The following is a 13406-nucleotide window of genomic DNA, read 5'->3' as shown; positions in this document are numbered from 1 at the left end:
CCCCGCCACAGGGGAGCGAGACCGGACAGGGAGTGCTCGACAGCCACCAGCCGGAGCACCTCCTTGGCCGCAGTCAGGAGGGTTCCCAGGCCAAACCCCCAACGGTTGAACCTGCCATTGACGCGCAGGTACCGCGCCAGGTGGCCACGGTTCCGCATGCCGCAGTAGCGGCCCAGGTCGTTGGAATCATTCAGGTGGCGCACGCCAAGGTCGATCTGCTTCTGCGGTCTGGCCTTCTTCAGGACATATTCATTGATATAGGCGACCGGTTCGGACTGGGCGATCAGCCAACCGTAGGTGGTGTCGTCTCCGTTGAGGAAAAACCGTGGATCCGGTAGCCCAACGCGGCGCACCACATCGGCGTGCACCAGCATCCCCTCGAAACACCCAACATTGGTGTGGAACACCGGACGGTGCCTGAACACGTTGCCGCGGACCGGGAAGTGCACGCCAAGGAACGCATTGAAGTGGTGCTGCCAGAAAAACGGCTTGCCGGAGTGGTCGTAGCGGCGGCCGTGAAGGCACCGATAGGTTCCCATCCAGGGCTGAAACGCGGCGATCGCACCAGGCAGGGCTTCGACGTCGTCGTCCATCAGCCACAGCCATTCGGCACCCTCGGCGAGGGCCCGCTCAGCCCCAACCGAGAAACCACCGGACCCGCCAACGTTTTTCCGCAACCGATGATGGATCAACGGCATGGGAAGGTTCGCGGATGCGATCACCTCGTCGGTGTTGTCGGTGCTCGCGTTATTGACGACGATGACGCTGCTCGGTGCGGGATCCAGGCGTGCGATCGTTTCCAGCAGGACGCGCAGGTAACCGGCGCGGTTGAAGGTGGTGACAACCACCGTCACCGCCGTGGCGGAGGAAGCCACCTCAGTAGCCCTGATCCGACGGTGGCCCGAAGCCACGCCCGCGGACACCGGTGGAATAGGCCTTGAACCACTCAGCGAATCCTCGGAGGTCGCGGTGCTTCAGGAAATATAGCGGGTACCCCACCCCATCAGCGACCAGCGATTTGACCCGCAGATACCGGCGGGTGAGGTACCCGCGGTTGCGGTAATAGAAGTAGCGTTTGAAGGCGGTCTCGGGCACCAGGACATGCAGCCGGTCACCGAGCACCTGCTGCGTCTCGGCCCACCCGGGGGGATGGCTGAGGGCGACTGTCGTCACGGTGCCGAAGGGGATCCCGGCCCGACGAAGGCGCAGCATGAAGTCAGTCTCATCACCGCGGATGAACAGTCGCAGGTCGGGGAGCCCCACCCTGAAAAAAACGTCAGTTCGAATCAGCGCACCATTGAAAAACTGGCCAACATCCTTGATGATCCCCAGCTTCTCGACCTCGGCCCGGTCATGCACCGATCGCCCCGCCACCCGGAACGGGAAGGACAGCCTGGTCGGTTCGCCGGGTGCCACGATCAGGGGCACGACGACGTCGAGTCCCTCGGCTTTGGCGGCCGCCAATAGAGTCCCAAGCGCCTCGGGGTCCTCGGGGTGGGCGTCGTCGTCCATGATCCAGACCCACTCGGCACCACTGGCCATGGCGGAGAGGATCGCCAGGGAAAAACCGCCGGCGCCGCCCAGGTTGCTCAGGGAACGGATGTAGTTCACGGGTGCATCGGATTCACGTGCAATGCCTTCGATATCCTGCGTCCCGGAATCGACCAATGCAACCGATGTGAGCGGCACACTCTGTTGGGACAACGCCAGCAGGAGGGTACGGAGGTCGTCGGGGCGGTCAAAAGTCACTGCCGCAACGGCCACGGTATCCTGCAAAACAGTCCTTTCCGGTCCACTCACAACACGCCTCGAAGGCGGTCAGGGCCGGGTAGTGCGGTTAGTATTCTCGGGTAGAGAGAGTCTATTACACCAGCACGGGCTGAGATTCTGCCGTGAGGACTCTCAGCGCACGTTTGAACATTCGCCGAGCCGTTGTTAGGAACCATGAAACTCGCTGACAGCGTGGATCCAGCCCGGGACGGGTCCGGACACCGCACCACGCCCCGATCGGAGAAGCCAGCAATCTGGCTCTGGTCACAGTATCTTTTCGACTCAGTCGCCTGGATTGTCGCAATTCTTCTGGCCCTGGTGCTTCGGTATGAACTGCTGATCAACCAGATCAATATGACCGGGGTGGTCGTGTTCTGCGCTGTGGCGCTTGTCGCCCAGCTCGCGGTCGGCCTGAGTTTTGCCCTGTACCGGGGCCGGTACAGCTTCGGCAGCTTCCACGAAGCCAAGCTGCTGGTCATCGTGACCGTCATCGTGTCGGTGATCCTCCTGCTGGTCAGTGTGGTGTTCTTCTCCATTATTGAGATCCCCCGCAGTATCGGCATCATTGCTTTCCCCTTCGCCTGCATGTTCATGGCGTCGACCCGCTATCTCAAGCGCATGTTCGTGGAGAGCAAAGCCAAACCCGGCGAAGACGCACAGCGGACCCTGATCTACGGCGCAGGGTTCCTCGGCGGGTCCCTTGTCGGCCGGATGATCCAGGACCGCGAATCCCCGTATTTCCCGGTGGGCCTGATCGACGACGACCCGGCGAAGAAGCATCTCAGGCTGGCGACGGTGCCTGTACTGGGTCGGCTGGAAGACCTCCCCGGTATCATCGCCCGCACCCGCGCCTCAGTCCTGGTGATCGCCTTCGCTGATGTCGAGGCGGCGCAGGTGCGCAAGGTGTCGGATCTGGTGGCTGGGATGAATATCAAGGTTCTGGTCCTCCCACCGCTGCGCGACATGCTGGCCACCGGAGGATCCGGTGCTGGATTCTCCGATTTCCGGGAAGTTGCGGTCGAAGACCTGATCGGCCGTCGGCCCGTGGACATCCATGCAGATGAGGTGGCAGGTTACATCACGGGGCAAAAGATTCTGGTCACCGGAGCGGGCGGGTCTATCGGGTCCGAACTGTGCCGTCAGCTCGCGCAGTTCAGCCCAGCCGAACTGATCATGCTGGACCGCGACGAAACCGGGCTGCAAACCACCCAACTGTCGATGACGGGCCGCGGCCTGCTCACCGGCAGAGACACGGTACTGGCCGATATCCGCGACGCGGATACGCTGCTCGGGATTTTCGAGGAGCGTCGGCCCGAGGTGGTGTTCCACGCAGCAGCGCTCAAACATGTGTCACTGCTGGAGCAGTACCCGGAGGAAGCCTGGAAGACCAACGTGCTGGGCACGCAGAATGTGCTCAATGCGGCCAAGGCAGCGGGGGTGAAGCACTTTGTCAACATCTCGACCGACAAAGCCGCGAACCCCACAAGTGTGCTCGGACATTCCAAACGGGTCGCCGAGAAGCTCACCGCCTGGCAGGCCAGCCAGACCGCAAACAGCTACGTGTCAGTCCGGTTCGGAAATGTCATTGGGAGCAGAGGTTCGATGCTGCCCCTCTTTACCGAGCAGATCAGGGTCGGTGGACCGATCACTGTGACTGACCCGGAGGTCACCCGCTTTTTCATGACCATCCCCGAGGCATGTCAGCTGGTCATCCAGGCCGGGGCGATCGGACGCCCAGGCGAGGTACTCATTCTGGATATGGGCGAGGCAGTCAAAATTCTCGACGTCGCCCAGCGAATGATTGCCATGTCCGGGAAGGACATCGAAGTGGTATTCACCGGGCTGAGACCGGGGGAGAAGCTGCATGAGGAACTGGTGGGGTTCGGCGAAGACGGCGCGCGGCCCCTGCATCCCAAGATTTCCCACACGTCGGTGTCAACACTGGACCCGGTGCATCTGAACCTGGTCGACTGGAAGCGCAAGGGCGGAATCGAAGGTGTATAGCGTGCAGCTGGCGGTGGTGGTCGGGGCCGCCCTAGTGCTCAGTGCAGTGCTGCCTTTTGTCCTCAAACCCCTGCTGGAAAAGCTGGGCGTGCTGGACATCCCCAATGAACGCTCCTCCCACACCACAGTGGTCATTCGGGGGGTGGGTATCACCGTTGCGGTGGGAATCGCGGCGGGTCTGATCCTTTCTCTTGTTACCGGCCTGGTAGCTGTTGACCGGTCGCTGATCCTGATTATCCTGGGGATGCTTTCGGCAGCGGCGCTGCTCGGCTGGGTCGAAGACTACCGCGGCATCTCGATCCAGGTGCGTGCGGTGCTGCAGCTGGCGATCGGCGCGCTGGGCACAGCAGCCCTGGCGTGGACCATTGGCCAAAGCTTCTGGTGGGTCCCCGTCGGCGCACTGGCGGTGGCGGCCTACGTCAACGCAGCCAACTTTATGGACGGAATCAACGGGATCTCCGGCCTGCACGGGGTAGCAGTCGGAGCGTTCTACGCCGTGGCCGGGGTCCTCAACAGCCAGCTGTGGCTGGTCGTCGCAGGCCTGGTCGTCGCGGCAGCATTCGCCGGGTTCCTGCCCTGGAATCTGGGCAGGGGATTTGTCTTCCTCGGCGACGTCGGGAGCTATCTGCTCGGCGCATCGATCGCAGCCATTGCGGTGACAGGCCTGCTCGCGGGCGTGTACCTCGAGTATCTGCTCTCGCCGGTGCTGATCTACCTCGCTGACACCTTTACTACGTTCCTGCGCCGGGTCCGGGCCGGTGACCGTTGGTACGCCTCCCACCGGGAGCATGTCTACCAACGCCTCACCGATGTGGGTCTGACCCATGTGCAGGCGGCGCTGGTCGTCACCGGCGCATCGGTGCTTACCGGAGCCGCCGGATTTGTTGCCGCGACGGCATCGCCGCTCGGAGCGGTCGCCTTCTCGCTTCTCGCCGCAGCAGTAGTGACCCTTTATCTGTATTCCCCACGAATTTTTGCCGGACGGGCGCGGGCCACCCGCGTACCGTAAGTCCCCACCTCTTCAGCCAGCACGGAGCTATTTCTATGTACGGTAGAATTGAACCGCAGTCCGCGGCATTCATCCCGTGGCCTGAGTCGGGGACTTCCCTCACATCGAATCTACGGATGGATTCCCTATGAGCACACCTGACGCCTCGGGCGTCGGTGCCCGTCGAGGCACTGCCCATCCCGCCGCTGATCCTTCGGGATCCCTGTGGTTGGGAATTCTGAAAAAATGCGTTCTGGTCACTACCTCAGCCATTGCTGTGACTGCTGCGGTCGCGGCTTTCGTCACTGGCCCGGGCGCTGCCTTGAGCGCGCTGTTCGGGTTCGCGGTCGTCGTCGCTTTCTTCGGCATCAGCCTCGCGGTCGGTCACTTCGCCGGCCGCAACAACCCCTCAGGCGCGATCGGCATCTTCGCCGTAACCTATGCCATCAAGGTCGTCGGGTTCGCGGTTGTCCTCTTCGTGTTCGGCACTCCACCCTGGCTTGAGGCGAACTGGTTCTTCGGGGGAGCGGTGGGAACTGTGATCCTGTGGCAGACGGTGGAGCTCTACGTCTTCTCCAAGGCCCGGCACCAGCTCTACAACGACCCCGCGCCGACAGCGCCGGTACCAGGAAATGAGTTCGACCGTGGCTGAAACCCATCCTCAGGACCCCCAGCAGGGTGCCTCCCGAGCCGACGCCAGCGACGACGTCAGAGGCCCCTACGGCGAGGGTGGATACAACGCTGGGATAGCAGTCTTTAGCTATATTATTGGCGGGATACTCGTCTGGAGTTTGATAGGGTGGGGGCTGGACAACCTCCTGGGAACACAATGGATAGTGCTCGTTGGAGGTCTCTTGGGTGCAGTCGGGGGTTTCTACCTCTCCCATATGCATAACCTCACCCGCGCTACACCAGCTGATCCCGGTTCGACGCCGCGGGACAGTGGCGGGAAGGCTGGGGAGAACCCTAAGTGAATGTCGAAAACTTAATGTGTCGGAGCAGTAAATCCATGCCCGATCAGAACCTGCCCAACGATGGACACTGCAGAGAGGAAACGCGTTGATCGCGCTTGCGCTCCCGGCCACTACAACGGATGAGGGTTTCATAGCCCCCACAATTGACGACACCCACTACCGGGATATTTTCCCGTGGGGCGGTGAATACGGCGTCTGGTTCGAGGGTGGCTTCGGCAAGCAGATGCTGATGATCATCCTGTCAGTCATCTTTATTGCCATCTTCTTCATCATTGCCTCCCGCAAGGGAAAGCTGGTCCCCGGCAAAATGCAGTTTCTGGGGGAGTCCGCTTACGGATTCGTCAGGAACTCCATCGGTAAGGACATTATCGGCGGCAAGGACTTCATGAAGTATGTGCCGTGGCTCTTCACCGCATTCTTCTTTGTCCTCGTGAACAATATTTTCGGCGCCATTCCGTTCCTTCAGCTGCCGAGCTTTTCCCATCCAGGTAGCGCCTACGCCATTGCGGCGATTTTCTACCTCCTCTGGGTTGGCATTGGTATCAAGAAGCACGGACTGCGTTACTTCAAACTGGCAGTTGTCCCGTCAGGAGTTCCCTGGTACATCCTGCCGATCGTGGTACCCATCGAGATCATCTCGAACTTCCTCGTCCGGCCGGTGACCCACTCACTCCGACTCTTCGCCACAATGCTGGCAGGTCACCTCATCATCACCCTGGCCGGTTCGGCCATTGAATACATGGTGCTGACGGGAAACATCCTGCTGCAGGGTACGAGCGTTCTGGTACTGGTGGGAGCTGTCTCCATGTACATGCTTGAGGTGCTGATCATGATCCTCCAGGCGTACGTGTTCACACTGCTGGCAGCCATCTACATCGAAGGCGCACTCCACGCCGACGCTCACTAGTCCTCACGACTAGCCTAAATTTCACGACTAACACATACAGACTTCCCCGTCGGGGATGATCCCAAACAACCTGTCGCAGCAAGCGGCATCTTGAAAGGAACACAATGGAAGTACAGGGTAGCCTCAACCTCGTTGGATACGGTCTCTCCGCAATTGGTGGTGGTATCGGTGTAGGACTCGTCTTCGCCGCATACATCAACGGTGTAGCGCGTCAGCCAGAAGCCCAGCGGGTCCTCCAGCCCATCGCCTTCCTCGGACTGGCATTGACTGAAGCACTCGCCATCCTCGGCTTGGTCTTCGCGTTCGTTATCGGCGCGTAATTACGCGTCCGCTACGGTCCATAGACTAGCTAAAGAAAGACGGGTGAAACATGCTTAACGCAGCGATAATGGCGGCAGAAGAGGGCACAAGTCCTCTGGTCCCGAATCTGTGGGAACTGCTCGTTACGTTGGTGGGCTTCGCGGTGCTGATGTTCATCGTCATCAAGTTCGTGATGCCGGCGTTTGAGAAGACGTTCGCAGAGCGGACTGCAGCCATCGAAGGTGGCATTGCCAAGGCTGAAGCAGCACAGGCTGAAGCAAACGCAGCGCTTGACGAATACAAGCAGCAGCTGGTGGATGCACGCACTGAAGCCAACCGCATCCGTGAGGAAGCACGCGCCGAAGGTGCGCAGATCCTCGCGGAACTGAAGGAAAAGGCCGGGGCTGAGTCAGCTCGTATCACCGAGCAGGCACACGTCCAGATTGAAGCAGAACGTCAGGCAGCTGTTGTGTCACTGCGCGCCGAAGTTGGCACGCTGGCAACCGACCTCGCCAGCCGCATCGTCGGAGAGTCGCTCTCTGATGATCAGCGGTCCGCGCGGGTAGTCGATCGCTTCCTGGCCGACCTCGAAACTCAGAGCGCAGGTGCATCGAAGTAATGGCAGGTGTATCCAGCCAGTCCCTGGCAACGGCACTCAAAGATCTGGAAACCCGTCTGCCCGGCGCAACGCTGTCGCTCGCCGAGGAACTCTTCGGGGTCCTCGACATGCTCGACAACAACGCCGGTCTCCGTCGTGCGCTGACCGATCCTTCCCGCGAAGGCAGGGATAAAGCCGCACTGGTTTCGACCCTGGTAGCTGGCAAGGTCTCGGAGCAGACAGCGTCGGTGGTCAGGGATCTGGTCTCCATGCGCTGGGCAGTGGCCCGCGATCTCGGGGACGCGCTGGAAACCCTCGGCGCAACCGCTGCAATTGCTGTAGCGGAGAACCGGGACAATGGTGCAACGAGTCTTGAGGGTCTGGAAAACGACCTTTTCGACTTCATCAGGACCGTTGAATCAAGCCACGAATTGCAGCGCGCTCTGTCCGAGCGGCAGGCAACCGTCGACGCAAGGGTAAACCTCGCGTTGAAACTGGTGCCACACGCCGGAGCCGAAGCGCAGCTGTTGGTGCGTCAGGCAGTTCAGGCGCCCCGCGGCATCAAGCCCACTCACTTGGTGAAGCGGTTCGTAGAGCTCGTGGCCAAACGGCACGACCGCTGGATTGCGAACGTCAGCGTTACCCGTCCGCTGACCGATGAACAGTTCGCACGGTTGCAGCAGGGCCTCAATTCCCTGTTCGGTCGCGAGCTCAGGACCAATGTCACAGTGGAGCCGTCGCTAATCGGCGGGGTCCGCGTCCAGGTTGGCGATGAAGTGGTTGACTCCACGGTAATCGCCAGGCTGTCTGAACTGCGGCGAAAGCTAGCGGTGTAGGCCGGGCAACCGTCCTATCTCAGACACACAACAGACTTCAATCACACACCGGTCGCCGTGAAGCAGCGGCGATCACAACACAGGAGAGCAGGGACTGCAGATGGCCGAATTGACCATCAACGCCGAAGACGTCCGTAATGCGTTGAACGAGTTTGCGGCATCCTACGAGCCCGGCAACGCCGAACGCGTTGAAGTAGGCCGCGTAAGTACCGCCAGCGATGGCATCGCCAAGGTAGAGGGTCTGCCTTCGGTGATGGCCAATGAATTGCTGCGTTTCGAAGATGGCACTCTGGGCCTCGCCCAGAACCTCGACACCCGTGAAATCGGCGTCGTCGTCCTCGGTGATTTCACCGGCATCGAAGAAGGCCAGGAAGTCCACCGCACCGGGGAGATCCTCTCCGTGCCAGTGGGCGACGCCTTCCTTGGCCGAGTGGTTGACCCCTTGGGACAGCCCATCGACGATCTCGGCGAGATCAAGGCTGAAGCACGCCGCGCACTGGAGCTTCAGGCTCCCGGCGTGACCGAGCGTAAGTCGGTGCACGAACCCATGCAGACCGGTCTCAAGGCGATCGACGCCATGATCCCGATCGGCCGGGGCCAACGCCAGCTGATCATCGGTGACCGCCAGACCGGTAAGACCGCCATCGCGGTAGACACCATCATCAACCAGAAGGCCAACTGGGAATCCGGCGATGTCAAGAAGCAGGTTCGCTGCATCTACGTCGCAATTGGACAGAAGGCCTCCACCATTGCTGCGGTACGCCAGACCCTGGAAGACAAGGGCGCCCTGGAGTACACCACGATCGTTGCATCACCTGCCTCCGATCCTTCAGGCTTCAAGTACCTGGCTCCCTATGCAGGTTCGGCCATTGGCCAGCACTGGATGTATGCCGGCAAGCACGTACTGGTGATCTTCGATGACCTTTCCAAGCAGGCTGAAGCCTACCGCGCGGTGTCGCTGTTGCTGCGTCGTCCACCGGGACGCGAAGCCTACCCGGGCGACGTGTTCTACTTGCACTCCCGTCTGCTTGAGCGTTGCGCGAAGCTCTCCGACGAGCTCGGAGCGGGTTCGATGACCGGTCTGCCGATCGTCGAGACCAAAGCCAACGATGTCTCGGCGTTCATTCCGACCAACGTCATCTCGATCACCGATGGGCAGATCTTCCTGCAGTCGGACCTCTTCAACGCCAACCAGCGTCCAGCAGTGGATGTCGGCGTCTCGGTGTCACGGGTGGGTGGTTCAGCACAGGTCAAGGCCATGAAGAAGGTCTCGGGCACGTTGAAGCTGGACCTCGCGCAGTACCGGGACATGCAGGCGTTCGCCATGTTCGCCTCGGACCTGGATGCAGCATCGCGTCAGCAGCTGACCCGTGGGGCGCGCCTGATGGAACTGCTCAAGCAGGGCCAGTATGCACCGTTCCCCGTAGAGGATCAGGTTGTATCGATCTGGGCCGGCACCAACGGCTACCTCGACGACGTACCGGTTGAGGACGTCCGCAAGTTCGAAGGCCAGTTCCTCGAGCACCTGCGGCACAAGTCGTCGGTCCTGACCACTCTGGCCGAGACCAACCTCCTTGAGGACTCCACCGTTGACGAGCTGAAGAAGCAGATCGACGACTTCAAGCAGGGATTCTTCGGCGAAGGCCACGATGGTCTGGTAGCCGGTCACGAAGAGTACAGCGCCCTCTCCGAGGACGAGGTCGACCAGGAGAAGATCGTCAAGCAGAAGCGCTAGGGAAACCGGTGCGGGGGTGCGTCAAGCGCCCCGGCACCACCCCCGGCCTTAGCCGTAATCCCCAGGTGGACTACGAAGGAAAGGACATGTATGGGAGCCCAGATCCGGGTCTACCGCCAGAAGATCACGTCGACCACGTCGATGAGGAAGATCTTCAAGGCGATGGAGCTGATCGCGACTTCTCGCATCGGCAAAGCAAGGGCACGAGTATCCTCGTCCCTGCCCTACGCCAATGCGATCACCCGTGCCGTCTCAGCAGTGGCATCGCAGTCAGAGATCGATCACCCGCTTACCACCGAGCCGGAGCAGATTCGGCGATCGGCGGTTCTCGTGATGACCTCGGACCGCGGACTCGCAGGATCCTACTCAGCGAGCGTGCTGAAGCAGGCCGAATCACTGATCGAGCTGCTTCGGGAGGAAGGCAAGGAAGTCAAAACCTACCTTGTCGGTCGGAAGGCGCAGGCCTACTTCGACTTCCGCGACCGCAAATTCGAGAACGTGTGGATCGGCGGTACTGACGCGCCGGATTTCGAAACGGCACGCGAGATCGGCAAAGCACTGCTCGCCGAGTTCGGTACGGACTTCGACGACGGCGGCGTCGACGAGATCCACGTGGTTTACACCCGCTTCAAGTCAATGGTGTTGCAGGAACCTACGGTAATCCGCCTGCTTCCCCTTGAGGTCGTTGAAGAGGAAGCAGCGTCCGAGTCGGATCTGTTGCCGCTCTACGAGTACGAGCCGGAGCCCGAAATGGTTCTGGACGCACTGCTTCCCCGCTACATCGAGTCGCGGATCTTCGCGGCCTTGTTGCAGGCCGCAGCGAGCGAACTCGCCGCCCGTCAGCGGGCAATGAAGTCCGCAGGCGACAACGCAACGGACCTCATCAAGAAGTACACCCGGCTCCGCAACACTGCGCGCCAGGCGGAGATCACCCAGGAACTGTCGGAGATTGTGGCAGGTGCGGACGCGCTCAGCGCGTCCTGACTTCGCCCCGATCGACCAGTTCCAGAACCTGCTCCACCCTAGTTAGACTTAGCCCCACGCCATCTACGTAAGTGAAGTGAGAGAGATGACTGCCCAGACTATTGAGCACGGTAGTGACTCAGTTGCATCCGGCGGCACAGGTCGAATCGCCCGTGTCATTGGCCCGGTTGTCGACGTCGAGTTCCCGGCTGACGCCATTCCCGCAATCTACAACGCGCTGACCACTGAGATCACTCTCAATGGTGAGACGCACATGATCACCTTCGAGACCTCACAGCACCTCGGTGACAACCTGGTGCGTGCAATCTCGCTCCAGGCCACCGACGGTCTGGTCCGGGGAACCGTTGTCCACGACACCGGCAGCGCCATCTCGGTACCTGTTGGCGACGTCGTCAAGGGTCACATCTTCAACGTTCTGGGCAAGCCCCTCGACGTCGAGGAGTCTCAGCTGGAGATCACCGAACGGTGGCCCATCCACCGCAAGCCGCCGGCATTCGCCCAGCTTGAGGGTTCCACCGAGATGTTGGAAACCGGCATCAAGAGCATTGACCTGCTCACCCCGTACATCAAGGGTGGCAAGATTGGCCTCTTCGGTGGCGCCGGTGTTGGCAAGACGGTGCTGATCCAGGAAATGATTACCCGTGTGGCCCGTAACTTCGGTGGCACGTCGGTGTTCGCTGGTGTTGGCGAGCGTACCCGTGAAGGTAACGACCTCTGGGTAGAAATGGAAGAAGCAGGGGTCCTCAAGGACACCGCGCTGGTCTTCGGCCAGATGGATGAGCCACCAGGAACGCGCCTCCGGGTTGCCCTGTCAGCCCTGACCATGGCTGAGTACTTCAGGGACGTCCAGAAGCAGGACGTGCTGTTGTTTGTTGACAACATCTTCCGCTTCACCCAGGCCGGTTCCGAGGTGTCGACCCTGCTGGGCCGGATGCCTTCCGCGGTGGGCTACCAGCCAAACCTTGCTGACGAGATGGGTCTCCTCCAGGAGCGCATCACCTCAACCAAGGGCCACTCGATCACGTCGATGCAGGCCGTGTACGTGCCTGCGGATGACTACACCGACCCGGCACCAGCTGCGACCTTCGCGCACCTCGACGCGACCACCGAGCTGTCGCGTGAGATCGCGTCCCGCGGTCTGTACCCGGCGATCGACCCGCTGACATCGACCTCGCGGATCCTCGATCCCCAGTACATTGGCCACGATCACTACAACACTGCGGTGCGCGTCAAGCAGATCCTTCAGAAGAACAAGGAACTGCAGGACATCATCGCTATCCTCGGGGTTGACGAACTGTCCGAGGAAGACAAGATTGTTGTCTCCCGGGCCCGCCGTATCCAGCAGTTCCTGTCGCAGAACACCTACACGGCGAAGCAGTTCACCGGTGTTGAGGGTTCCACCGTCAGCATCAAGGACACCATCGAAGGCTTCAACGCCATCGCCAACGGCGACCTTGACCACATTGCTGAGCAGGCGTTCTTCAACATTGGCGGTCTTGACGACGTCGAGCGCCAGTGGGCCAAGATCCAAGAGCAGACCGGAAAGTAGCTCTCATGGCTGAACTCGAAGTAGAAATCGTCGCGGCGGATCACTTTGTGTGGTCCGGCGCGGCGACCATGGTCAGGGCGCGCACCAGCGATGGCGAGATTGGCATCCTGCCTGGGCACGCTCCGATGCTCGCCATCCTGGCTGAAGGCGAAATGGCAATTGAACCTGTCTCCGGCGAACGACTGCTGGTTTCGGTTGACGGTGGTTTCTTCTCCGTCGACAGCAACCGGGTAGTAATCGTGGCCGACAACGCGAAGATCGGCGGCCCAGTGTCCGCGGAGACTCGCTGACAGATTCGGCGATGGACGGTCTCGGTATAGCGTTCATCACGCTCGCAGCGGTGTTCCTGCTGCTGGTGCTTGCCATTCTGGCCTTCGGTCTGCGACGTCTACAGCTCCGCGGGGCGCTAGGCACCTTCGACGCCTCCATCTGCTTCCCTCCCGAGGGATGGCGGATGGGGGTTTGTCGTTATACGGACCGTCACCTGGAATGGCTCAGGATGGCGTCCCTGAGCCCGCGGCCCCGCTACCGCTACCTGCGCAGTTCCCTGGAGCTCAAGGGATGGCGACAGCCAACCGAGGCTGAAAAGAGAAGGATTCAGCCCGGGGCGGTGGTGGTATGTCTGGACTATGAGGGTCAGGAATTGCTGTTGGCCATGAAGTTCGATGTATACGCCGGACTGTCATCCTGGCTTGAAGCGGGACCGGTTGTCGGGATCGGTACCTGGCGCTAGCGCTTCCTTTGAACAGCGTTTAACCTCT

At 60.9% G+C, this 13406-nt stretch carries 15 protein-coding genes; 13 read left to right on the top strand and 2 right to left on the bottom strand.

Annotated features, from left to right (window positions below; genetic code table 11):
• On the bottom strand, nt 1-875 hold an 875-nt coding region (locus tag K728_RS0100115), incomplete at its 3' end, for a glycosyltransferase (RefSeq protein ID WP_026040869.1).
• A gap of 1 nt (nt 876) precedes the next feature.
• Entirely contained in the window at nt 877-1776 is a 900-nt protein-coding gene (locus K728_RS0100110) for a glycosyltransferase (protein WP_019481298.1), read from the bottom strand.
• Between the two features lie 168 nt (nt 1777-1944).
• On the opposite strand from K728_RS0100110, the gene K728_RS0100105 reads away from it, so the two are divergent.
• The 13 genes from K728_RS0100105 (at nt 1945) to K728_RS0100045 (ending at nt 13378) form a co-directional block, all read left to right on the top strand.
• Nucleotides 1945-3774, top strand: a complete 1830-nt coding sequence (locus K728_RS0100105; protein ID WP_024475448.1) for a polysaccharide biosynthesis protein — start codon at nt 1945-1947, stop codon at nt 3772-3774.
• Between the two features lies 1 nt (nt 3775).
• On the top strand, nt 3776-4783 hold the full coding sequence (locus K728_RS0100100; RefSeq protein ID WP_024475447.1) for a UDP-phosphate glycosyltransferase: 1008 nt from the start codon (nt 3776-3778) through the stop codon (nt 4781-4783).
• Between the two features lie 127 nt (nt 4784-4910).
• Complete coding sequence (locus tag K728_RS0100095; protein ID WP_024475446.1) at nt 4911-5414, top strand: hypothetical protein; 504 nt, start codon at nt 4911-4913, stop codon at nt 5412-5414.
• On the top strand, nt 5407-5736 hold the full coding sequence (locus K728_RS0100090) for a hypothetical protein (RefSeq protein WP_019481294.1): 330 nt from the start codon (nt 5407-5409) through the stop codon (nt 5734-5736). Before K728_RS0100095 ends, K728_RS0100090 begins: the two co-directional genes overlap by 8 nt.
• 85 nt (nt 5737-5821) lie before the next feature.
• Entirely contained in the window at nt 5822-6643 is an 822-nt protein-coding gene (atpB, locus tag K728_RS0100085; protein WP_019481293.1) for a F0F1 ATP synthase subunit A, read from the top strand.
• A gap of 104 nt (nt 6644-6747) precedes the next feature.
• Nucleotides 6748-6963: an ATP synthase F0 subunit C gene (locus K728_RS0100080; RefSeq protein WP_019481292.1), complete on the top strand. Its 216-nt coding sequence runs from the start codon at nt 6748-6750 to the stop codon at nt 6961-6963.
• Nucleotides 6964-7013: 50 nt separating this feature from the next.
• The gene (locus K728_RS0100075) at nt 7014-7562 is read left to right on the top strand and encodes a F0F1 ATP synthase subunit B (protein ID WP_024475444.1); all 549 of its coding nucleotides are present in this window, start codon (nt 7014-7016) and stop codon (nt 7560-7562) included.
• Nucleotides 7562-8377 (top strand): F0F1 ATP synthase subunit delta, encoded by an 816-nt coding sequence (locus K728_RS0100070; protein ID WP_019481290.1) that lies wholly within the window; start codon nt 7562-7564, stop codon nt 8375-8377. The genes K728_RS0100075 and K728_RS0100070 overlap by 1 nt, the downstream gene beginning before the upstream one ends.
• 100 nt (nt 8378-8477) lie before the next feature.
• The gene (atpA, locus tag K728_RS0100065) at nt 8478-10112 is read left to right on the top strand and encodes a F0F1 ATP synthase subunit alpha (protein WP_019481289.1); all 1635 of its coding nucleotides are present in this window, start codon (nt 8478-8480) and stop codon (nt 10110-10112) included.
• Between the two features lie 90 nt (nt 10113-10202).
• A complete protein-coding gene (locus tag K728_RS0100060) occupies nt 10203-11096 on the top strand; it encodes a F0F1 ATP synthase subunit gamma (protein ID WP_019481288.1) in 894 nt (297 codons plus the stop codon).
• 85 nt (nt 11097-11181) lie between these two features.
• Complete coding sequence (atpD, locus tag K728_RS0100055) at nt 11182-12645, top strand: F0F1 ATP synthase subunit beta (RefSeq protein WP_019481287.1); 1464 nt, start codon at nt 11182-11184, stop codon at nt 12643-12645.
• Between the two features lie 5 nt (nt 12646-12650).
• Complete coding sequence (locus tag K728_RS0100050) at nt 12651-12935, top strand: F0F1 ATP synthase subunit epsilon (RefSeq protein WP_019481286.1); 285 nt, start codon at nt 12651-12653, stop codon at nt 12933-12935.
• An 11-nt stretch (nt 12936-12946) separates the two neighbouring features.
• Nucleotides 12947-13378 carry a DUF2550 domain-containing protein gene (locus K728_RS0100045; RefSeq protein WP_019481285.1) on the top strand — a complete coding sequence of 144 codons (432 nt, stop codon included), beginning with the start codon at nt 12947-12949 and terminating at the stop codon, nt 13376-13378.
• Nucleotides 13379-13406 lie beyond the last annotated feature (28 nt).

Source organism: Arthrobacter sp. CAL618, assembly GCF_000468215.1.
Taxonomy (GTDB): domain Bacteria; phylum Actinomycetota; class Actinomycetes; order Actinomycetales; family Micrococcaceae; genus Arthrobacter_D.
The sequence above is the reverse complement of the archived record's forward strand: the minus strand, read 5'-3'. Positions and strand labels throughout refer to the sequence as shown.

Excerpts from the sequence above, each read along its gene's own strand:
- K728_RS0100045 (WP_019481285.1), top strand. The coding sequence starts at position 12,947 with ATGGACGGTCTCGGTATAGCGTTCATCACGCTCGCAGCGGTGTTCCTG.
- atpA (WP_019481289.1), top strand. The coding sequence starts at position 8,478 with ATGGCCGAATTGACCATCAACGCCGAAGACGTCCGTAATGCGTTGAAC.
- K728_RS0100080 (WP_019481292.1), top strand. The coding sequence starts at position 6,748 with ATGGAAGTACAGGGTAGCCTCAACCTCGTTGGATACGGTCTCTCCGCA.
- K728_RS0100075 (WP_024475444.1), top strand. The coding sequence starts at position 7,014 with ATGCTTAACGCAGCGATAATGGCGGCAGAAGAGGGCACAAGTCCTCTG.
- K728_RS0100105 (WP_024475448.1), top strand. The coding sequence starts at position 1,945 with ATGAAACTCGCTGACAGCGTGGATCCAGCCCGGGACGGGTCCGGACAC.
- atpD (WP_019481287.1), top strand. The coding sequence starts at position 11,182 with ATGACTGCCCAGACTATTGAGCACGGTAGTGACTCAGTTGCATCCGGC.
- K728_RS0100070 (WP_019481290.1), top strand. The coding sequence starts at position 7,562 with ATGGCAGGTGTATCCAGCCAGTCCCTGGCAACGGCACTCAAAGATCTG.
- K728_RS0100050 (WP_019481286.1), top strand. The coding sequence starts at position 12,651 with ATGGCTGAACTCGAAGTAGAAATCGTCGCGGCGGATCACTTTGTGTGG.
- K728_RS0100060 (WP_019481288.1), top strand. The coding sequence starts at position 10,203 with ATGGGAGCCCAGATCCGGGTCTACCGCCAGAAGATCACGTCGACCACG.
- K728_RS0100095 (WP_024475446.1), top strand. The coding sequence starts at position 4,911 with ATGAGCACACCTGACGCCTCGGGCGTCGGTGCCCGTCGAGGCACTGCC.